This window comes from Streptomyces sp. NPDC096105 (assembly GCF_044763335.1).
In the GTDB taxonomy this organism is placed as follows: Bacteria; Actinomycetota; Actinomycetes; order Streptomycetales; family Streptomycetaceae; genus Streptomyces.
Map to the genome: position 1 here is coordinate 344,004 of NZ_JBIWGC010000006.1, position 20,375 is coordinate 364,378.

Here is a 20,375-nt window from a genome sequence, read left to right on the forward strand (position 1 = left end):
AGAAAGTGTTGGACCGGCCACCTGACCTGGGGTGACGGTGAGGCCATGCCTCAGCCGACCCCGCCGGACACCCGCCTGTACACCGTCACCGCCGACACCCTCGTGGCCGTCGACTTCGCCCCGCGCGCCCCGCGCGAGCCGGGTCCGTACCGCCGTCTGTTCGCCCTGCCCGGCACCCGCGCCTTCACGGCGGGCAACCTGCTCGCCCGGCTGCCGATGGGCATGTTCGGGGTGAGCGCGATCCTGATGATCTCCGGGACCCGCGGGTCGTACGCCCTGGCCGGCGCCGTCACCGCGACCGGGCTCGCGGCCACGGCGGTGGCCGCCCCGTGGACCGCACGCCTGGTGGACCGGTACGGGCAGGCCCGGGTGGCCCTGCCGGCCACGCTGGTCGCCGTGCTGGGCTCGCTCGCCCTGGTGCTCTGCGTGCGCCACGACGCCCCCGGCTGGACCCTGTTCGCCGCCTACGCCGCGACGGCCACCACCCCCAACACCGGGGGCATGTCCCGGGCCCGCTGGGCGCACCTGCTGAAGGACAGACCCGACGACCTGCACACCGCGAACTCCTTCGAGCAGGCCGCCGACGAGCTGTGCTTCATGCTCGGCCCGGTGCTCGCGGCCCTGCTGTGCGGGGCCCTCTTCCCGGAGGCGGGCACGCTGGCCGGCGCGGTGCTGCTGCTGACGGGCGTCGCGCTGTTCGCCGCACAGCGCTCCACGGAGCCCCCGGCCGTCCGCCGCGCCTCCGGAGGGGCGCCCCTGCACGCGCCCGGCGTACGGCCGCTGCTGCTGGTCTGCCTGGCGACGGGCGGGGTGTTCGGCTCCCTGGAGGTCGTGACGATCGCGTTCGCGGACGGGCAGGGGCACCGCACGGCGGCCGGCGCGGTGCTGGCGCTCCAGGCGGCCGGTTCCTGCGCGGCGGGCCTGCTGTACGGGGCGGTGCGTCCGGCCGGGTCCGCGCGCTTCCGGCTGGGCTGGTGCCTGGCGGCGATGGCCGCGCTGATGACCCTGCCGCTGCTCGCCGCCGCCCTCACCGGCTCGCTGCCGGTCCTGGCGGGCGCGCTGCTGGTGGCGGGGATGGCCACCGCCCCGACGATGGTCACCACGATGACCCTGGTGCAGCGGTCCACCCCCGAGGGGCGGCTGAACGAGGGCATGACGCTGGCGGTGACCGGGCTGCTGGGCGGGATCGCCTGCGGCAGCGCGGCCGGCGGCTGGATCGTGGAGCGCGTTTCGGCCACCGCCGGGTACGGGGTGCCGGTGGCGGCGGCGCTCACCGCCCTCGCGGTCGCCGGGGCGCTCCTGGTGTCCGGGCCGTCGGACCGCTTCAGGGATCACCGTTCACCCCATTGACGGACACAGGTCCCGCACATACCTTCACCCGTCGAAGCGCTTCGACAAGGGCGTCGGCCGCTTCCTCCCCCCACGGACCGTGCCCACGAGGACTCCCGATGGTGAAGATCACGGATGTGGCCCGGCGCGCCGGCGTCTCTCCCAGTACGGTCTCGTACGCGCTGAGCGGCAAGCGGCCGATCTCCGACGCGACCCGGCGCCGGGTGCAGGCCGCGGTGCGCGAGCTGGGCTACCGCGCGGACGGCGGCGGGCGGTCCCGGCCGGGCGGCAGGGCGAAGGTGCTCGCCCTGGCCGTGCCCATGCGGCCCGGCATCCCCGTGCCGGCGGTCACCCGGTTCGCGCTGTCGGTGGTCACCGCCGCCCGCGCCCGGGACCACGACGTGCTGCTGCTCACCCAGGGCGAGGGCGACGAGGACATCCGGCGGGTGACCCGGGCGGGGCTGGCGGACGGCGTGATCGTGACGGACGTGCAGTGGCAGGACCCCCGGCTGCCGCTGCTGCGTTCGTGCCCTTTGCCGTCCGTGCTGATCGGCGTGCCCGCCGAGGCGGACGGCCTGACCTGCGTGGACCTGGACTTCCGGACGGCCGGGGAGCTGTGCGTGGACCATCTGGCGGGGCTCGGGCACCGCGCGGTGGCGCTGGCCGGCTCGCCGCCGGAGGTGTACCTCCGGCGGACCGCGTCCGCCCGCCGGCTCGTGGAGGGCTTCACCGCGGCCGCCGACCGGCACGGGCTGGCCTCGACGGTGCTGCCGTGCGGCACCGGCCGGGACGCGGCCCGCGCGGTCGTGGAGCGGCTGCTGCGCGACCTGCCCGCGCTGACCGGGGTGGTGGTGCACAACGAGCCGCTCGTCGACCCGCTGATCGCGGCGTTCGAGGAGCTGGGGATGCGGGTCCCCGGCGACGTGTCCCTCACCGCCGTCTGCCCGGCCCCGGTCGCCGCGGCGGCCCGCGTCCCGGTCACCTCGGTGGCCGTCCCGGCCGCCGAGCTGGGCGCCCGCGCGGTGCGTCTGCTGGTGCGCAAGCTCTCGGGAGCCGCCGTGCCGGGCACCACCCTGCTGCCGCCCCGCCTGACGGAGCGGGCGAGCACGGCACCGCGCGGGCGCTGAGGCCCGGCCGGGCCGCCAGGCCTTCCCCGGCCGGTACGTGACCGCATGACAGAGGCCCCGCCGCTCGCGCGACGGGGCCTCTGCCCACATGGGGTCGTGGAGATGGCGGGAATCGAACCCGCGTCCAACGGTGCGGAACCAGGGCTTCTCCGTGTGCAGTCGGCTGTGCTTTTCTCGGCCCCGGAGATCACGCCGACAAGTCTCCGACGGGCCCAGTCACTGTGAGGTTTCCCTTTTCACCCCGTGACCGGGATCAAGGTTTAGTTCCCTAGCTGATGCCAGGATCCGGGTCGGGAACATCCCCGGGCTGACACTCCCTTAAGTAGGGGAGCCGCTGCTCGCTACCTGAAGATCAGGCAGCGAGGGCGAGCTCGCCCTGGGAGAGGGATCGCTTGGAATTGGCGATTATTTTTTTCGGCCTGTGGTTTACGAGATCATGGCCGCTTCCTCGACACGCTTCCCCTGCTTCGACAGCCGCTGTCGAAACCGATCATCCCCATGTTGTGTTGTCAAACCCTCCCGGAGGAGGTGACCCGCACCCACTGTGAGGTGCGAAGCCATCGTACGTGACCAACGCGGGTCGATGCCAGCCCATTCCCGCGGGGTCCCGGCGGCCTCAGGCCCGCTGCTTCCTGCGCACCGCGGAGATCGCCCGCTCGGCCTCCCGCCGGTCCTGCTTCTCGCGCAGCGTCTGCCGCTTGTCGTACTCCTTCTTGCCCTTGGCCAGCGCGATCTCGACCTTCGCCCGGCCGTCCTTGAAGTACAGGGCGAGCGGCACGATGGTGTGGCCGGTCTCCTGGGACTTGGCCTCCAGCTTGTCGATCTCCTCGCGGTGCAGCAGCAGCTTCCGCTTGCGCCGGGCGCTGTGGTTGGTCCAGGTGCCCTGGCTGTACTCCGGGACGTGCACGTTGTGCAGCCACGCCTCGTGGTCGGTGAGCTGGACGAAGCCGTCCACCAGCGACGCCCGGCCCTGGCGCAGGGACTTCACCTCGGTGCCGGTGAGCACCAGGCCCGCCTCGTAGGTGTCGATGATGAGGTAGTCGTGGCGCGCCTTCTTGTTCTGCGCGATCAGCTTGCGCCCTTTTTCCTTAGCCATGATGCCGCCCATTTTCGCACTACGGAGGGGCTCCCGGGGAAGCCGATTACCGTGACCGGCCTACCGGCCGAGTCCGCCGACGACCGTCTCGGCGCGCTCCAGGGCCTGCTCGCCGGCCTCCAGGTCGGGGGTGAGGCCGTGGCCGTCGACGTCGCGGCCGGAGGGGGTGCGGTAGTGGCCGACGGTCAGTTCGGCGACGGAGCCGTCGGGCAGCTCGGTCGGCATCTGCACCGAGCCCTTGCCGAAGGTGCGGGAGCCCACGACAACCGCCCGTCCGCGGTCCTGGAGGGCGCCGGTGAGGAGTTCGGCCGCGCTCATCGTCCCCGCGTCGACCAGCACCACCAGGGGTCTGTGCGTGTCGCCGCCGGGCTCGGCGTGCAGGGCGCGCTGTTCGCCCTCGACGTCGTAGGTGGCGACCAGGCCGCCGTCGAGGAAGGCGGAGGCCGCGGTGACCGCCTCGGCGACCAGGCCGCCGGGGTTGCTCCGCAGGTCGAGCACGACGCCGGACTCCTCCGGCGCCTCGCGCACGGCGGTGCGGACCTGCTCGCCGGAGCCCTTGGTGAAGGCGGTGACCTGGATGACCGTGACCCCGGAGGGCAGGGAGCGGACGGTGACCGCCTCCCGGGAGAGCCGGGCGCGGCGGACGGTCTCGCTCCACGAGCGCGAGCCGCGCTCCAGTCCGAGCCGCACGGTGCTGCCGGCGCTCTTGCCCGCCGTGTCGCCGCGCAGTAAGGAGACGACCTCGGTGACGGGCCGGCCGTCGACCTTCTCGCCGTCGACGCTGCGCAGCCGGTCGCCCGCGCGGATGCCCGCCTCGGCGGCGGGGGTGCCGCTGCCGACCTTGGCCACCTCGATCCGCCCGTCCCGCTCGCGGGCCCACAGGCCGACACCGGTGTAGGCGCCGTCGAGGCCGGCCTCGAACTTCTCGTACTCGTCCGGGGAGTAGACGGCGGCCCAGCGGTCGCCGCTGCGGCTGACCGCGCGCTCCGCGGCCTCCAGCGGGGAGGCGCCGTGGGCGGCGGCCTCCTCGGCCGCCCGGAAGACCTCGGTGCGGTGGCCGACGGGCGCGGCCTGCGCGGCGCCGTCCGCGGAGGCGCCGCGGCCGGCGCCGGGGAGGCTGCCCGTGGCCGCGCCGGCGACGAGCACGCTCGCGAAGACCAGGGTCAGGGCGGCGCCGCGGCGGACGCTGCGGGGCCGACAGAACGGGTCACGACCTGACATGCCGGTGAGTCTAGGACAACGCAAAGGGGCGCACGGCCCGTTGACCGCGCGCCCCTGTTGGCATGCGTCACACCTTCAGGTACTTGCGCAACGCGAAGAACGCGGCCAACGCCGGCATCAGCAGACTGGTCGCGAGGATGAGCGGAAGCTTCGTCAGAACGGCGTCCCAGCCGATGAAGTTGATCAGGCTCAGCTTCTCCGACAGGGCGAGTCCGTGGTCGATGATGAAGTACCGCGCCAGGATGAGGAAGGCGCAGGCGAGGCCGCCGCCGATGAGTCCGGCGACCGCGGCCTCCATGATGAACGGCGCCTGGATGTAGAAGCCGGAGGCGCCCACCAGACGCATGATCCCGGTCTCGCGGCGGCGGCTGAACGCGGACACCCGGACGGTGTTCACGATCAGCATCAGGGCGACGACCAGCATCAGCGCCATCATCGCGAGGGCGGCGATGTTCATGCCCTCCAGCAGTCCGAAGAGGTTGTCCAGGGTGCCCTTCTGGTCCTGCACGGACTGCACGCCGTCCCGCCCGTCGAAGGCGGTCGCGATGACCTGGTACTTCTCCGGGTCCTTCAGCTTGACCCGGTACGACTCCTGCATCTGGTCCGGCGTGAGGGAGCTGGCCAGCGGCGAGTCGCCGAACTGCTCCTTGTAGTGCTTGTACGCCTCGTCCTGCGACTCGTGCGTCACCGTGTCGACGACCGACATCTTCTCCAGGTCGGCCTTGATCTGGCCCTTCTGGTCGTCGGTCACCGCGCCCTTGGCGCAGTTGGGGTCGGACTCGGCGTCGCTCTTGTTGCAGAGGAAGATGGAGACGTTGACCTTGTCGTACCAGTAGCCCTTCATCGCGCTCACCTGGTCGCTCATCAGGAGCGACCCGCCGAACAGGGCGAGCGACAGGGCGACGGACACGACGACCGCGAAGGTCATCGTCAGGTTGCGGCGGAGACCGACGCCGATCTCCGACAGGACGAACTGGGCGCGCATGGCGTCTGATCAAGCCTTTCCGTGGAGCGTCAGTGCTGGTAGCCGTAGACGCCGCGTGCCTGGTCGCGCACGAGGCGGCCCTTCTCCAGCTCGATGACGCGCTTGCGCATCTGGTCCACGATGTTCTGGTCGTGCGTCGCCATCACCACGGTGGTGCCCGTCCGGTTGATGCGGTCGAGCAGCTTCATGATGCCGACGGAGGTCTGCGGGTCGAGGTTGCCGGTGGGCTCGTCGCAGATGAGCAGCTTGGGCCGGTTGACGAAGGCCCGCGCGATGGCGACGCGCTGCTGCTCACCGCCGGACAGCTCGCCCGGCATGCGGTCCTCCTTGCCGCCGAGCCCGACCAGGTCGAGCACCTGCGGCACGGACTTGCGGATCTCGCCGCGCGACTTGCCGATGACCTCCTGCGCGAAGGCCACGTTCTCCGCGACCGTCTTGTTCGGCAGCAGGCGGAAGTCCTGGAACACGGTTCCCAGCTGCCGCCGGATCTGCGGCACCTTCCAGTTGGAGACGCGGGCGAGATCCTTGCCCAGGACGTGCACCTGACCGTGGCTGGCCCGCTCCTCGCGGAGGATCAGCCGCAGGAAGGTGGACTTTCCGGAGCCGGAGGACCCCACGAGGAACACGAACTCGCCCTTCTCGACCTCCAGGGAGACGTCCCGGAGGGCGGGGCGGTTCTGCTTGGGGTAGACCTTGGACACGTTGTCGAATCGGATCACGGATGCACCACGGGTAGCCGGGGGTAGATGAGCGTGACCTTACGCGACCCGGAGAGCCGAGCGCAGTCACCGGAGGGGGTTGTGGAGAAGATGCGCCCTTTGTTCCGGCCGGCGCCGCCCGCCCGGGGGACGGCCGCGCTCCCGCGGGAGGCCCCGGCCGAGGAGGACCCGGCGCGGTCCCGGCGGGAACCTGGCACAGTGGAGGGGGAACGTTCACCCGGTGGTGGGCGTTGAACCCCCAGGAATCGGCGCGAGGAGGGCGAGCGCATGACGTACGACCGGCTGGTGTGCGCGAACTGCGCCGCGCCCGTGAGCGAGGGCCGGTGCCCCGTGTGCCGGGCGAACCGCGAGCGGATGCAGCAGGAGAACTTCTTCGCGGGGCTGAACCCGATGATGCTGATCGCCCTGCTGGCGGTGCTGGTGGCGGCGGTCGCGCTGCTCGCCCATCAGACCGTCTGACCAGGACGGACAGGGGTTCACGGACACGGCGAGGGCCCGGAGCGCGGCGGCGCCCCGGGCCCTCGTGTCATGTCGTGCGCACGGTGCGTGCGCGCGCGGCCACCGTCAGGCGGCCGCACCGCCACGGCCGGTCATCAGGCGCGGCAGCACCCGGAAGCCGACACCGCCGGCGATCATCGTGGCGGCGCCGATCACCAGGAAGGTGGTCTCGGCGGCACCGGTCTCGGCCAGCTCCTTGCCGCTGCCCTGGGCCGAGGTGGCCGGGGGCTCCTCGCCGGTGTCGGTCAGGGCGGAGGAGCCCTCGTCCTGCGGCGAGGCGCCGCCGTCGGGGCCGAGGCCGCCGCCGGGGGCCCCGGAAGGCTCCTCGACCGGGCCTTCGCCGTCACCCGGGGTCTCGTCGCCGTCGTCCGGGTCGCCCGGGTCACCGGGGTCACCGGGGTCACCAGGGTCGCCCGGGTCACCGGGGTCACCGGGGTCACCCGGGTCACCCGGGTCACCAGGGTCACCAGGGTCACCCGGGTCGCCCGGGTCACCGGGGTCACCAGGGTCACCAGGGTCGCCCGGGTCACCAGGGCAGTCCGGGTTCGTGCCGATGTCGCAGCCCGGGTCGCCCGGGTCACCGGGGTCGCCCGGGTCGCCCGGGTCCTCCGGGTCGTCCTCGACGGCGTTCAGGCCGACGCCGAGGCCCGCGCCGTTCGCCTCGGCGCTCACGCCGATCTCGAGGGCGGAGGCGGCGCCGGCCGCCGTCAGCGAGGCGCCGGCCGCTATCACGGCACCGGCCGCGACACGTGCGACACGGATCCGCGTCTTCTTGGTCATGTGATTGCTACCCCCAGTAGCTCATCGTCAGTGAGGCGGCGCCCGGGGCCGTGATCAACGGAGGTAACTGTGGTGAAACGCCCCCCGGTTCACATGCGCCCCAGAATTGCGCATGCCGCCCTTCACCCTTCCGACTTTCCAAAAGAACGTCAAGGCCGTTGCGCGCGCGATGTCCGGCTCCGCACGCTTTGCGCGACACGGAAGCTGTGACTGTGACACAGATCCCGGAAATCCCTGACACGACAAGGCAACTGCCGCTGGGTGAGCGGCAGTTGCCTTGTCGACATATCGGCGTTCGGGCGGAGTCCTACTTCTCCCGCTGCTTGCGCCAGCGAATTCCGGCCTCGAGGAAACCGTCGATCTCGCCGTTGAACACGGCCTCCGGGTTGCCGACTTCGAATTCCGTGCGCAGGTCCTTGACCATCTGGTACGGGTGCAGCACGTACGAACGCATCTGGTTGCCCCAGGAGTTGCCGCCGTCGCCCTTGAGGGCGTCCATCTTGGCCTGCTCCTCCTGGCGGCGCCGCTCCAGCAGCTTGGCCTGGAGGACGTTCATCGCGGTGGCCTTGTTCTGGATCTGCGACCGCTCGTTCTGGCAGGAGACCACGATGCCGGTGGGGAGGTGCGTGATGCGCACCGCCGAGTCGGTGGTGTTCACGCCCTGGCCGCCGGGGCCGGAGGACCGGTAGACGTCGATGCGCAGATCGGACTCGTCGATGTCGACGTGGTCGGACTGCTCGACGACGGGGAGCACCTCGACACCCGCGAAGGAGGTCTGGCGGCGGCCCTGGTTGTCGAAGGGCGAGATGCGCACCAGGCGGTGCGTGCCCTGCTCGACGGAGAGGGTGCCGTAGGCGTAGGGCGCCTGCACGGAGAAGGTGGTCGACTTGATGCCGGCCTCCTCCGCGTACGAGGTCTCGATCAGCTCCGTCTTGTAGCCGCGCTGCTCGGCCCAGCGCAGGTACATGCGCTGCAGCTTCTCGGCGAAGTCGGCGGCGTCCACGCCGCCCGCCTCGGCGCGGATGTTGACCAGCGCCTCACGGGAGTCGTACTCGCCGCTGAGGAGGGTGCGGACCTCCAGCTCGTCCAGCGCCTTCCGGACCGACGCGAGCTCCGACTCGGCCTCCTCGCGGGTGTCCGGGTCGTCCTCCTCCTCGGCCATCTCGAAGAGCACGGCGAGATCGTCGATCCGCGAGCGCAGGGCCTCGGCCTTCCTCACCTCCGCCTGGAGGTGGGACAGCTTGCTGGTGATCTTCTGCGCCTCGTCCGGGTTGTCCCAGAGGGACGGCGCTGCCGCCTGCTCCTCGAGCACGGCGACGTCTGCCCTCATCCTGTCGAGGTCCAGGACGGCCTCGATCGACTCCATGGTCGAGGAGAGGGACTTGAGCTCTTCGGATACGTCGACGACTGCCACGCCCTCCAGCGTAACGGCTTCCCGCCGTGGGCCACGCCGGACGGGGGCCGCCCGTCCGCCTCCCGCCTACGGGTGCTCCGCCCCCGGACCCCGGCCGCGCAGTTCCCCGCGCCCCTGAGGACCGTTCTCGGGGGCTCCGTCCCCGGACCCCCGTTCGCGCGGTTCCCCGCGCCCCCAGGGGGTCGCCTCCCCGTGTCTTCAGGGGACGGCCGGGGCCGAGTTCTCCATGTCGGTCGGCGGGGGTGCGGCTTCTTCCGAGGTGGCCAGCCAGGTGCCCACGCCGGCCGCGGCCAGGACCGCCGCTGTCACCGCCAGCGTGAGGCGGCGTCGGCGGGTGACCGCGCGGTTGCGGGCCGAGCCGGGGCGGGGGGCGCCGGCCGCGCGGGGGGCGCGGGCCGTGCCGTGGGCTCCGCCCGCCAGCTCGTCGGGCGCGGGGACCCGCATCGACGTGTGCGTGTCGCGGTTGGAGTCGGACGGCTTCGCGCCCGGCACCAAGGGGACCGCGCCGCGGCGGCGTACCGGCTGTCCGGCGGCGGGGGCGGCGCCGGGCAGTTCCTCGGCGGTCTCCTCGGCCGGGTCGGTGTCCGGCTCGTCCACGTCCAGCGGCGGCATCCCCTCCAGCATCGGCAGCAGCTCCCGCAGCCGGGCGGCCAGCTCGGAGGCGCGCAGCCGGGACGCCGGGGCCTTCGCCAGACACTGCACCAGCAGCTGCCACAGCTCGTCGGGGATGCCGGGCAGCGGGACGACCGTCTCGGTCACGTGCCGGCGCAGCACCGCGCCCGGGTGGCCGCCGCCGAACGGCGTGAAGCCCGCGAGCAGCTCGTAGAGGACCGTGGCGAGGGCGTAGATGTCGACGGCGGCGCGCGGCGGGAGGCCCTCGACGATCTCCGGGGCCAGGTAGTCCGGCGTGCCGATGATCTTCGAGGCGCGGGTGCGGCGCGGGGTGTCGATGAGTTTCGCCACGCCGAAGTCGGTGAGCAGGGCACGGTGCGAGCCGCCGGGGCCGAGCGGGCCCTCCATGTCGAGCAGGATGTTCTCCGGCTTGACGTCCCGGTGCACGACCCCCGCCGCGTGCGCCGCCGCCAGGCCGTCCGCGACGTCGGCGACGATCGCCGCCGCGGCCTCCGGGGCGAGCCGGCGCTCCCGGTCCAGCCGGGTGCGCAGGTCGGTGCCCCGGACCAGGTCCATGACGAGCGCGAGGTCGTTGCCGTCGACCACCAGGTCCCGTACGGACACCACGTGCGGATGCTCCAGACCCAGCAGCGCCGTCCGCTCCTGCACGAAGCGGCCGACGAGCTCCTGGTCCGAGGAGAGGTCCTCACGCAGCAGCTTGATGGCGACGGGCCCCCCGGGGCCCTCGCCCAGCCACACCGTGCCGGCGCTGCCCCGCCCGAGGATCTGGTGGGCGGTGTACCGGCTGCCGATTCTCCGTGCCAAGACTGCTCCTACCGACGCGTGTTGTCGCCCAAGCTACGCGTCCGGACAGGTGACCTTCACCGGAGACCCGGAAATCGGACCCCGGATGTCGACAAAGCGGCAGACGAGCTCAGTTCGCCGGGTCCGAGGGTCCGCCCAGGTCCTCGATCCAGCCCGTGATCGAGCCGAACCAGTCGCTGAGCTGGTCCCAGTAGCCCTTGCCGGTGCCGATCCAGTCCTGGAGCGGGCTCAGCTCCCAAATCAGCCAGCTCGCCACGAACAGGATGAGCAGCGTGAACAGGCACCCCTTGAGACAGCCCAGGCCGGGGATGCGCATCGGGTTGGCGCCGCGCTGCCGGGGCTGGCGCGGTTCCCGCGCAGGGCGCTGCGGCTCCGGCGGCGGCGCGTACCGCTGCGGCGGCTGGGGCTGCTGCCGGCGCTGGCGCTCCGGCGGCGGGGCGTACTGCTGCTGCGGGGGCTGCTGCGGGTAGCCGTAGCCGGGGCCAGGCTGCGGCGGCTGCTGCTGGGGGCGGCGCTGCGGCTGCTGGGGCGGCTGCTGCGGGGGCCGGGCCACCTGCCGCTGGGGGCGGCGGCGCAGCGGGTCCTGGCTGGGGTCGAGGTACTGGACCTGGGTCTGCTCGTTGCGGTCGCGGGCCGCGCGGAGCTGGCTCTGCCAGGGGTGCGGGTCGTCGGGGCCGCCGGCGGCCTGGCCCGGCTGCCCGGGCGGCACCGGGGGCATCACGGCTGTGGGGTCGGCCGCGCCGGGCGGCGGGCCGGTCTGCGGCAGGACGCTGGTCGCGGCGTGGGGGTCGTAGGCGCCGTTCGGGTTCTGCGGCAGCACCTGCGTGGGGTCGGAGGCGCCGGGGGCGGACGGCTCGCCCGGCACCGGCGCGGGCGCGGGGTCGGGGGCGAGGAGCGCGCCGACGTTCTCCGCGGCGGAGATCTGCGCCGAATTCGCGTGCACGCCGATGCCCGCGGCGACGACCCGCAGGCCGCGCGCGAGGTTCTCGGCGCTGGGCCGCTCCTCGGGGTTCTTGCGCAGGCAGCGCTCGATGACCGTCCACAGCGGGTCGGGCACGGTGGACGGGCGGCGCGGCTCGGCGCTCAGGTGCTGGTGCAGCACCTCCAGGGCCGACGTCCCGGAGAACGGCGGGCGGCCGGTGACCAGCTCGTACAGCAGGATGCCGGCGCCGTAGACGTCGACGGCGGAGGTCTGCGGGCGGCCCTCGGCGGACTCCGGCGCGATGTACGCGGGCGTGCCGACGAACTCGTGGGTGCGGGTCAGGCCCGGGGAGTCGGCGAGGCGCGCGATGCCGAAGTCGGTGAGCATCGGGTGCAGCTCGTCGCCCTGCTGCTTGAGCAGGACGTTGGCGGGCTTGAGGTCGCGGTGCACCACGCCGTCGGCGTGGCTGGCGCCCAGCGCGTCGGCGATCTGCGCGGTCAGCAGGGCCGCGGCGACGGGCGTGAAGGGGCCGTTCTCCCGCAGGTGGCGGTGCAGGTCGGGGCCCTCGACGAGGTCCATGACCAGCGCCAGCAGCTCGCCCTCGACCACCAGGTCGCGGACCCGGACGATGTTGGGGTGGGTGAGCCGCAGCAGGACGGAGCGCTCCCGCAGGAAGCGCATCACGACGTCGGCGTCGCCCGCCAGCTCCTCCTTGAGGACCTTGATCGCCACGGTCTCGCCGGGCTGGCCCGGCACGGCCGCCTCGGCGCCCGCGGTCTCCCGCTGGCGCGCACGCCAGACGGTGCCCGTGGCGCCGCGTCCGAGCGGCTCCTCGAGCAGGTACTTGCTCCCTACCGGCCGCACGTCATGCGCTCCCTGCTGCTTGCCTGGCTGGCGTACACCGTGGTCCACCCTGCTGCGGAATGTTCCGACCCACTGTAGTGCCGCCGCGCGGGATACCGGCCGGCCGACTTCCGCGTCGCCCTGTGCCGGGTCTCGCGCACCGGCTCCCGTTCCTGTTCGGCGGTTCCGTCGATCGCGCGGATTCCGCGTGTGCGCGGAGTCTGCGGGAAAGACGCCCGACTCTGTCCGTTGGTTGCCGCGTCCCGGACGTGACCGATCTCAAGTCGGCCCGGAAGGATCGTCCGCGCGTCATTGGTCAGGCATTTTTACGGGCAGAGCCGACCAATCAAGATCATTCGATGTCCGGAGGCGGGCGCGCTGTCGGTGACAGGTGCGAGGATGCGGGCAGTACTGGACCGTACGTGCGCGTGTGGCGGTGGGGGAAGTCCGCGGAGGGGGACCGCGGGGCGGCTTCGTCCCCCGTGTCGCGGGCGCCCGCGCAGAAGGGACCGCTGACGGCGATGCAGATCCGGCTGACCGTCGTAGACCCGCTGGGCCCCTCCTCACCCGTCCGGGAGCGGGCCGTGAGCTGCGACGTGCTGGTCACGGCGCCCGCGGGCACGGCCCTCGCCGCGGTCGCCTCCGCGCTGGCCTCGGCGGTCTCCGGCGGCGACGGCGCCTCCGGCTCGTCGGGCGCGCCCGTGCTGTACGCCGGTGACCAGCGCCTGGACGCCCAGCGCTGCACACTGGGCGAGCCCCCGCTGATCGACGGCGCGGTGCTGGCGGTGGGCGCCCCGGGCGAGCCCGAGCCGCACCCCGAGCTGGACACGACCCCGGCCCGGCTGCACGTGGTCGCCGGGCCCGACGCGGGCGGGGTGCACCTGCTGCACGGCGGGGAGATCCGCATAGGCCGCTCCGCCGACGCCGACGTGCCGCTCGACGACCCGGACGTCTCCCGGCTGCACTGCGCGGTGACGGTCGGCGCGGACGGCCGCGTCTCGGTCGCCGACCTCGGCTCCACCAACGGCACCACGCTGGACGGCCGCCCCGTGGGCTCCCGCCCGGTGCGGCTCGCCCCGGGCGCGCTGCTGCGCATCGGCGAGTCGGCCCTGCGGCTGACCCCGGCGGAGGGGCCGCCCGCCCGGACGGCCACGACCCCGGACGGGGAGGGGCACGTACGGGTGCCGGGGCCGCGTGCGGCGGACACGGCGAGCGGGCGCGACGCCCCGGGGACGCCGGGTCCGGATGATCTCCGGGGCACTCCGGAGAGGCCGCGCGCCCGGACCCACCACGCCTACGGCTCCGCGGACCGGGCCGCGTCCGCCGCCGACGCCCGCACCCCCGCCCGCGCCGTGCCGGGCCCCCTCCCGCACGTGCCGGAGCAGAGCGGCCCGCCGGAGGCCGAGCGGCGCGGCGGCGGGGACCCCGGCCGGCGCACCGTACGGATCGCGGCCCACGGGGACGTGCCCCGGGCGCCCCAGGGGCGGCGGGTGTCGCGGCCCGTCCCGGCGGCCGAGACGCACGCCGGACGGGGGCAGGCGCACGGCCTGCACGCCGACCCCGGGCACGGCCAGACGCGGGACGAGGCGCCCACCGCCCGTCCCGGACCCGCGCCCGCCGGGCCCACCGGCCGGACCACGGGCGACGCCCGCGACGGGCGGTACGGCGACGCCACCGCCGACCGGACCGCCGGCGCCTCCGAGGGCACCCGCGAGGGCACCCCCGTACGGGGCACCGACGTCCCCGAGCCGCCGCGGGCGCGCAAGCGGGTCGGGATCGGCGCCTGGGCCCGGCGGCTCACCGGCGGACGGCAGGAGCGGGACGCGGACGCGGCCCCCTGCGACGACCCGGCCGAGCGGCCGGCGCACGTCCCGGGCCCCGCCGCTCCCGCGCGGCCCGAGACCTGGCCGGACCCGGCCGCCCTGCTGCTGACCGCCCTGGGCCCCGGCCCCCGGCTGTGGGAGCGCGGGCCGGACCACCCCGAGGCGCTGGCGGTGCGGCTCGGCACCGGAGACCGGCCCGCGCCGGACGGCTCCGGGCTGCTGCCCGTCGTCCCGGTGACCGTGGGGCTGCGCGAGGCCGGCGCGCTGGGGCTGGCCGGACCGCGCGAGCGGCTCTCCGGGCTGGCCCGCGCGGTGCTCGCCCAGCTCGCCGCGCTGCACTCCCCCGACACGCTGGAGATCGTCCTGATCGCCGCGGACCCCTCCCGTCCGGCGGCGGAGCGCACCGCCGAGTGGTCCTGGCTGGGCTGGCTGCCGCATCTGCGGCCGGGGCACGGACAGGACTGCCGGCTGCTCCTCGCCCACGACCGGGAGCAGGCCGCGGCCCGCGCCGGCGAACTGCTGCGCCGCCTCGCCGATCACGCGGGCGCACCGGCGGGCGCCGGCCCGTACACCGTGGTCGTGGTGGACGGCGACCCCGGCGACGCCGACGTCCGGGAGGCCGTGGCACGGCTCGCCGTGGAAGGACCGCGCGCCGGTGTCCATCTGCTGTGCCTCGCCGAGACGCCCGCCGCCTCCCCCGCGTCCCCGGTGACGGAGACCTACGAGGCGGCCTGCGCGGCGGCGCCCGCGTTCCGCCGGTGCGGGGCGGTCGCCCTGCTCAGCGGGGACGTGGCGACCGCGCTCCGGCTGCTGCGGGTGGCCGAGGCCGGCGACGGCTCCCCGCCGGGACCCGTCGGGCACGGCACCCTCGCCACCGTCGACGCGGTCTCCACGGCCTGGGCCGAGCGGTTCGCGCGGGCGCTCGCACCGCTGCGCCCCGACGGTCCCGCGGCCGGACCGCACCCGCGCGTGTCGGCGCCGCTGCCCCCGTCGGCGCGGCTGCTCGACGAACTGGGCCTGGCCCGGGCCACGCCCGCGTCGCTGATGGCCCGCTGGGCCGACGCGGCCGACGACACCCGGGCGCTCGGCGGACGCGCCACCGCCGTCCTCGGCGCCGGACCGTGCGGTCCGGTCACCGCCGACCTCGCCGCCGACGGACCCCACCTGCTGGTCGAGGGCCCCGCCGGCAGCGGCCGTACGGAGCTGCTGCGCGCGGTCGTCGCCTCGCTGGCCGCGGCCGAGCGCCCCGACCGGCTGGGCATCGTCCTGGTCGACGGGCAAGGCGGCCCGGTGACCGGCGCCGGGCACGGCGAGGGCCTGCGGGTGTGCACGGACGTGCCGCACGTCTCCACCCACCTCGGCGCCGACGACCCGGTGCGGATGCGGGAGTTCGCCCAGTCGCTGAGCGCCGAGCTGAAGCGGCGCGCGGAACTGCTGGGCCGCTCGGACTTCGCCGAGTGGCACACCGGACAGGCGCTGGCGGACCGGATGGTCGCCCAGCGCACGGCGTCGAACGGCGACCTGGACACGCCGCCCAGCGCGACCGTGCGGCTGCGGCCGGGCGCGGACCGCCGCAAGACGCGGGCCGCGCCGCCGCTGCCCCGGCTCGTGGTGGTCGTGGACGACCTCGACGCGCTGGTCTCCCCCGCGCTCGGCTCACCGGGACGCCCGGCCGCCGGGTCGGTGATGCGGGCGCTGGAGGCGGTGGCGCGGGACGGCGAGCGGCTCGGGGTGCATCTGGTGGCGGCCACCGCGCCCTGCCCCCGGACGGCGCAGACCGAGCCGGTGAAGCAGGCGTCACTGCTGGTCACGCTGGACGCGCCGGTCGCGGGACGCGGCCCGGACGACCCGGCGCCGGGGCGCGGCCGGCTGGCCTGCCGGGACGGGCGGGAGACGCCGTTCCAGGGCGGCCGGGTGACGGGCCGCATCCCGCGCACGGCGACGCTGCGGCCGACCGTGGTCCCGCTGGAGTGGCACCGCATGGGCGACCCGCCGGCCCGCCGCCAGGTCCGCGAACTCGGCAACGGCCCCACCGACCTGGCCCTCCTCGCCAGCGCCCTCGACCGGGCCGCCCGCCAGGTCGCGGCGACCGGGGTGCCGTCCCTCTTGTAGGACGCCCGCGCCCACGCTCCAGGGGGGAGCGCGGCCGCGGTGCCGTGCTCCCCGCCCTCCTGCGGCGAGCGCCCCGCACCACACGCGCCCCGGGCCTGCCGGCCCCCGTCCCGGAACCACACCCCCGCCGCCCGGCGTGTCCGACGTGACGCCTGATCACGAGGTGATCACGATCGCGGAGTTGACACGGGACGCGCTCTTGCCACCCCCACGTGCCGGGCGTAGACCAGACCGCACGGGACAGCGCTCGAACGTTCGGCCAGGTACGACGGAGTACGAGAACGGGGCAGTGATGCACAGCACGAGCAGGATCATCCGGATACGCAGGTCGCCCGAGCACCACGGGCCGCCTCCCGCCACCCGACGGGCCGTCAGGGCCGCCGCGGCCCTGGCCGCCGGTGTGCTGGCGGTCTCCCTCACCGCCTGCGGAGGCGACGACGACGGCGGCGGCGGTGACGACAAGGGCAAGGGGTCCGGCGGCACCGGAACCACCGTCACCCTGCCGAAGCTGGACGGCCAGACCCTGGAGGTCGCGGCCGTGTGGACCGGCACGGAGCAGGAGAACTTCAAGAAGGTCCTCGCGGAGTTCGAGAAGCGCACCGGCGCCAAGGTGACCTTCGTCCCCGCCCAGGACCCGATCATCAACTTCCTCGGTTCGAAGATCGCGGGCGGCGCCCCGCCGGACGTGGCGATGCTGCCGCAGCCCGGCGCCATCAAGCAGGCCGTGGAGAAGAACTGGGCCAAGCCCCTCGGCCCGGAGGCCACCAAGGAGCTGGCCAAGAACTACTCGCAGGGCTGGCAGGACATCGGCAAGGTCGACGGCAAGCAGTACGGCGTCTACTACAAGGCCGCCAACAAGTCGCTGATCTGGTACAACACCCAGGTCTTCGAGAACGCCGGCGCGTCCGAGCCGAAGACGTGGGACGAGCTGCTGGACACCGCGCAGATGGTCTACGACTCCGGCGTCACCCCGTTCTCCGTCGGCGGGGCCGACGGCTGGACCCTCACCGACTGGTTCGAGAACATCTACCTCTCGCAGGCGGGCCCCGAGAAGTACGACCAGCTGGCGAAGCACGAGATCAAGTGGACCGACCCCTCCGTCAAGGAGGCGCTGACCACCCTCGCCGAGGTGTGGGGCAAGAAGGACTACGTCGCGGGCGGCCCGGACGGCGCGCTGCAGACGGAGTTCCCGGCGTCCGTGACGCAGACCTTCACCGGCGGCGACCAGCCCAAGGCCGGCATGGTCTACGAGGGTGACTTCGTGCAGGTCAACATCGGCGAGACCGAGGCGGAGGTGGGAACCGACGCGAAGGTGTTCCCGTTCCCCGCGGTCGGTGACACCCCGCCCGTGGTGTCCGGCGGCGACGCCGCGGTGATCCTGGAGGACTCCGAGGCGGCCCAGGCCCTGGTGACGTTCCTCGCCTCCCCGGACGCGGCGAGCATCCAGGCGAAGCTCGGCGGTTACCTCTCGCCGAACAAGAACGTGCCCGCCTCGGTGTACCCGAACGAGGTCCAGCGGAAGATCGCCGAGGCGCTGATCGACGCCGGGGACGACTTCCGCTTCGACATGTCCGACCAGGCCCCGCAGGCCTTCGGCGGCACGCCCGGCAAGGGCGAGTGGAAGGCGCTGCAGGACTTCCTGAAGAACCCGACGGACGTCGCCGGCGCCCAGGCGAAGCTGGAGGCCGACGCGGCCGCGGCGTACGGGAACTGATCCGGCGATGACGTCGCAGACGGCGGCGGGGGCCCCGCAGACGGCCCCCGCCGCTCCCAGGTCGCGCAAGAGCGTCACCGGCACCCGGAAAACCGTGGCGGCGCTGTTCCTGCTGCCCGCCCTGGTGCTGCTCGGGGCGCTCGTGGTCTACCCGATCGGGTACTCGGTCATCCGCAGCTTCTACGACCAGTCCGGCGACTCCTTCGCCGGGTTCGACAACTACCGTGCGCTGTTCACCGACGACGGCATCCGCACCGCGCTGAAGAACAACGTCATCTGGGTGGTGTTCGCCCCGACGGTCGCGACCGCGCTCGGTCTGATCTTCGCGGTGCTCACCGAACGGGTGCGCTGGGGCACGGCGTTCAAGCTGGTCATCTTCATGCCGATGGCCATCTCCATGCTCGCGGCGGGCATCATCTTCCGCCTCGTCTACGACCAGGCCCCGGAGAAGGGCGTGGCGAACGCGGTGTGGGTGGGGGTGCACGACACCTTCGCCCAGTCCTCGGCGTTCCCGAAGGCGCACCCGGGCCGCGAGTCGCCGCTGGAGCCGGCCGGCGGGGGCGCGTTCGTCACCAAGGAGACCGTCAGCGCCGGCGACACGGTGACGCTGCCGCTGGTGGGCGTCGCCCCGGACCTGATGCCGGACGACGCGAAGCCGGCCGCGGCGCCGAAGCCGGAGGACGACCGGATCACCGGCAGCACCTGGCAGGACTTCACCCGCGGCAAGGGCGTCGGCACGCTCAACCAGGCCGACTCCTCCGAGCTGGGCTACGCCGGGATGCGGATCGAGGCGGTGAAGGACGGCACGGTGGTGGAGACGGCCACGGCCGCCGCCGACGGCACGTTCTCCTTCTCGTCGAAGGCCGACGGGGCGCACCTGCGGCTCCCGGCGAGCAACTTCGAGGAGCCGTACAACGGGCTGGACTGGCTCGGCCCGTCGCTGGTCACCCCGGCCGTGATCGGCTCGTACATCTGGATGTGGGCGGGGTTCGCGATGGTGCTGATCGCGGCCGGGCTGGCGGGCATGCCCCGTGAGCTGCTGGAGGCCGCCCGGGTGGACGGCGCCAACGAGTGGCAGGTGTTCCGGCGGGTCACGGTGCCGCTGCTGGCGCCGGTCCTCGCGGTGGTCACCGTCACTCTGATGATCAACGTGCTGAAGGTGTTCGACCTGGTGTTCATCATCGCGCCGGGCTCGTCGCAGGACGACGCCAACGTCCTCGCGCTGGAGCTGTACCGCAAGGGCTTCTCCGAGGACCAGCCGGGTGTCGCGAGCGCCATCGCGGTGCTCCTGCTGCTGCTGGTGATCCCGGTGATGTGGTTCAACGTACGGCGGCTGAGGCGGGAGGTGCGGCGATGAGCGCGGACGCCGGAAGCGTCACGAAGGCGGGTGCGCGGCCCGCCGGGCCCGTCCGGGCGGAACGGCCGCTGGGGTCCCGGCTCGCCCAGTGGGTGAGCGGCGGGGCGGTCCGCGTCTTCCTGATCGTCGTCGGCCTGTTCTGGTTGGTGCCGACGATCGGGCTGCTGCTGGCCAGCCTGCGCACGCCGGAGGACATGGCGGCGGACGGCTGGTGGACGGTGTTCACCGAGCCGTCCCAGCTCACCTTCGACGCCTACCGGACCCTGCTGGAGAACGAGGACATCACCGGCTCGCTGCTGAACACGGTGTACATCACCGTGCCGGCGACCGTGCTGGTGGTGGTGATCGGCGCGCTCGCCGGGTACGCCTTCGCGTGGATGGACTTCCCGGGCCGCGACTGGTGGTTCCTCGCCGTGGTGGGGCTGCTGGTGGTGCCGGTGCAGGTGGCGCTGATCCCGATCGCCGAACTCTTCGGCGAGCTGGGCATCTTCGGCTCCCTGACCGGTGTGGTGCTGTTCCACGTCGGCTTCGGCCTGCCGTTCGCGGTGTTCCTGCTGCGGAACTTCTTCGCGGAGATCCCCAAGGAACTGCTGGAGGCGGCCCGGCTGGACGGCGCGGGCGAACTGCGGCTGTTCGTCCGGGTCGTGATGCCGCTGGCCGGTCCGGCGATCGCGGCGCTCGGCATCTTCCAGTTCCTGTGGGTGTGGAACGACATGCTGGTCGCGCTGATCTTCACCGACTCGGGCAGCCAGCCGATCACGGTCGCGCTGCAGACGCAGGTACGGCAGTTCGGCAACAACATCGACGTGCTGGCGCCGGGCGCGTTCATCTCGATGGTGGTGCCGCTGGTGGTGTTCTTCGCGTTCCAGCGGCAGTTCGTCTCCGGCGTGATGGCGGGCGCCGTCAAGTAGGCACATGAGAGGCACAGTTGAAGGGCGGACCGGCCGGGGTCCGCCCTTTCGTGCGACGCGATTCCCCCGGATGCCGCAGGGGGCGTA

The 20,375-nt window shown here is 73.7% G+C and carries 15 protein-coding genes and 1 other RNA gene; 7 read left to right on the forward strand and 9 right to left on the reverse strand.

The window, feature by feature from the left end:
• The first annotated feature begins 45 nt into the window (after positions 1–45).
• Positions 46–1,350, forward strand: a complete 1,305-nt coding sequence (locus ACIQ8B_RS13435; protein WP_403546760.1) for an MFS transporter — start codon at positions 46–48, stop codon at positions 1,348–1,350.
• A gap of 98 nt (positions 1,351–1,448) precedes the next feature.
• Entirely contained in the window at positions 1,449–2,456 is a 1,008-nt protein-coding gene (locus ACIQ8B_RS13440; RefSeq protein WP_290007038.1) for a LacI family DNA-binding transcriptional regulator, read from the forward strand.
• Positions 2,457–2,550: 94 nt separating this feature from the next.
• Here the strand turns inward: ACIQ8B_RS13440 and ssrA are convergent.
• The 5 genes from ssrA to ftsE all read right to left on the reverse strand — a co-directional run bounded on the left by ssrA (position 2,551) and on the right by ftsE (position 6,477).
• Positions 2,551–2,954, reverse strand: a transfer-messenger RNA (tmRNA) gene (ssrA, locus tag ACIQ8B_RS13445).
• Positions 2,955–3,072: 118 nt separating this feature from the next.
• Positions 3,073–3,552: an SsrA-binding protein SmpB gene (smpB, locus tag ACIQ8B_RS13450; RefSeq protein WP_048460724.1), complete on the reverse strand. Its 480-nt coding sequence runs from the start codon at positions 3,550–3,552 to the stop codon at positions 3,073–3,075.
• Between the two features lie 60 nt (positions 3,553–3,612).
• The gene (locus tag ACIQ8B_RS13455) at positions 3,613–4,773 is read right to left on the reverse strand and encodes a S41 family peptidase (protein WP_290007042.1); all 1,161 of its coding nucleotides are present in this window, start codon (positions 4,771–4,773) and stop codon (positions 3,613–3,615) included.
• 67 nt (positions 4,774–4,840) lie between these two features.
• On the reverse strand, positions 4,841–5,758 hold the full coding sequence (ftsX, locus tag ACIQ8B_RS13460; RefSeq protein WP_403546761.1) for a permease-like cell division protein FtsX: 918 nt from the start codon (positions 5,756–5,758) through the stop codon (positions 4,841–4,843).
• 29 nt (positions 5,759–5,787) lie between these two features.
• On the reverse strand, positions 5,788–6,477 hold the full coding sequence (gene ftsE / locus ACIQ8B_RS13465) for a cell division ATP-binding protein FtsE (RefSeq protein WP_004987389.1): 690 nt from the start codon (positions 6,475–6,477) through the stop codon (positions 5,788–5,790).
• A 267-nt stretch (positions 6,478–6,744) separates the two neighbouring features.
• Between ftsE and ACIQ8B_RS13470 the strand changes: the two genes are divergently transcribed.
• Entirely contained in the window at positions 6,745–6,936 is a 192-nt protein-coding gene (locus tag ACIQ8B_RS13470) for a hypothetical protein (protein WP_106413971.1), read from the forward strand.
• 105 nt (positions 6,937–7,041) lie between these two features.
• On the opposite strand, the gene ACIQ8B_RS13475 is transcribed toward ACIQ8B_RS13470, so the two are convergent.
• The 4 genes from ACIQ8B_RS13475 to ACIQ8B_RS13490 all read right to left on the reverse strand — a co-directional run bounded on the left by ACIQ8B_RS13475 (position 7,042) and on the right by ACIQ8B_RS13490 (position 12,392).
• Positions 7,042–7,755 (reverse strand): hypothetical protein, encoded by a 714-nt coding sequence (locus tag ACIQ8B_RS13475; RefSeq protein WP_403546762.1) that lies wholly within the window; start codon positions 7,753–7,755, stop codon positions 7,042–7,044.
• 307 nt (positions 7,756–8,062) lie between these two features.
• Positions 8,063–9,169 carry a peptide chain release factor 2 gene (prfB, locus tag ACIQ8B_RS13480; RefSeq protein ID WP_290007049.1) on the reverse strand — a complete coding sequence of 369 codons (1,107 nt, stop codon included), beginning with the start codon at positions 9,167–9,169 and terminating at the stop codon, positions 8,063–8,065.
• Positions 9,170–9,367: 198 nt separating this feature from the next.
• Positions 9,368–10,606 (reverse strand): serine/threonine-protein kinase, encoded by a 1,239-nt coding sequence (locus ACIQ8B_RS13485; protein ID WP_403546763.1) that lies wholly within the window; start codon positions 10,604–10,606, stop codon positions 9,368–9,370.
• Between the two features lie 109 nt (positions 10,607–10,715).
• Complete coding sequence (locus tag ACIQ8B_RS13490) at positions 10,716–12,392, reverse strand: serine/threonine-protein kinase (protein ID WP_403546764.1); 1,677 nt, start codon at positions 12,390–12,392, stop codon at positions 10,716–10,718.
• A gap of 500 nt (positions 12,393–12,892) precedes the next feature.
• On the opposite strand from ACIQ8B_RS13490, the gene ACIQ8B_RS13495 reads away from it, so the two are divergent.
• From ACIQ8B_RS13495 to ACIQ8B_RS13510, 4 genes are all read left to right on the forward strand, one after another.
• Positions 12,893–16,306, forward strand: a complete 3,414-nt coding sequence (locus ACIQ8B_RS13495) for an FHA domain-containing protein (RefSeq protein ID WP_403546765.1) — start codon at positions 12,893–12,895, stop codon at positions 16,304–16,306.
• A gap of 292 nt (positions 16,307–16,598) precedes the next feature.
• Complete coding sequence (locus ACIQ8B_RS13500) at positions 16,599–18,020, forward strand: ABC transporter substrate-binding protein (protein ID WP_403546766.1); 1,422 nt, start codon at positions 16,599–16,601, stop codon at positions 18,018–18,020.
• Positions 18,021–18,027: 7 nt separating this feature from the next.
• Complete coding sequence (locus tag ACIQ8B_RS13505) at positions 18,028–19,377, forward strand: carbohydrate ABC transporter permease (RefSeq protein WP_403546767.1); 1,350 nt, start codon at positions 18,028–18,030, stop codon at positions 19,375–19,377.
• Positions 19,374–20,288, forward strand: a complete 915-nt coding sequence (locus ACIQ8B_RS13510) for a carbohydrate ABC transporter permease (protein WP_290007057.1) — start codon at positions 19,374–19,376, stop codon at positions 20,286–20,288. The genes ACIQ8B_RS13505 and ACIQ8B_RS13510 overlap by 4 nt, the downstream gene beginning before the upstream one ends.
• The last annotated feature ends 87 nt before the right edge of the window (positions 20,289–20,375 follow it).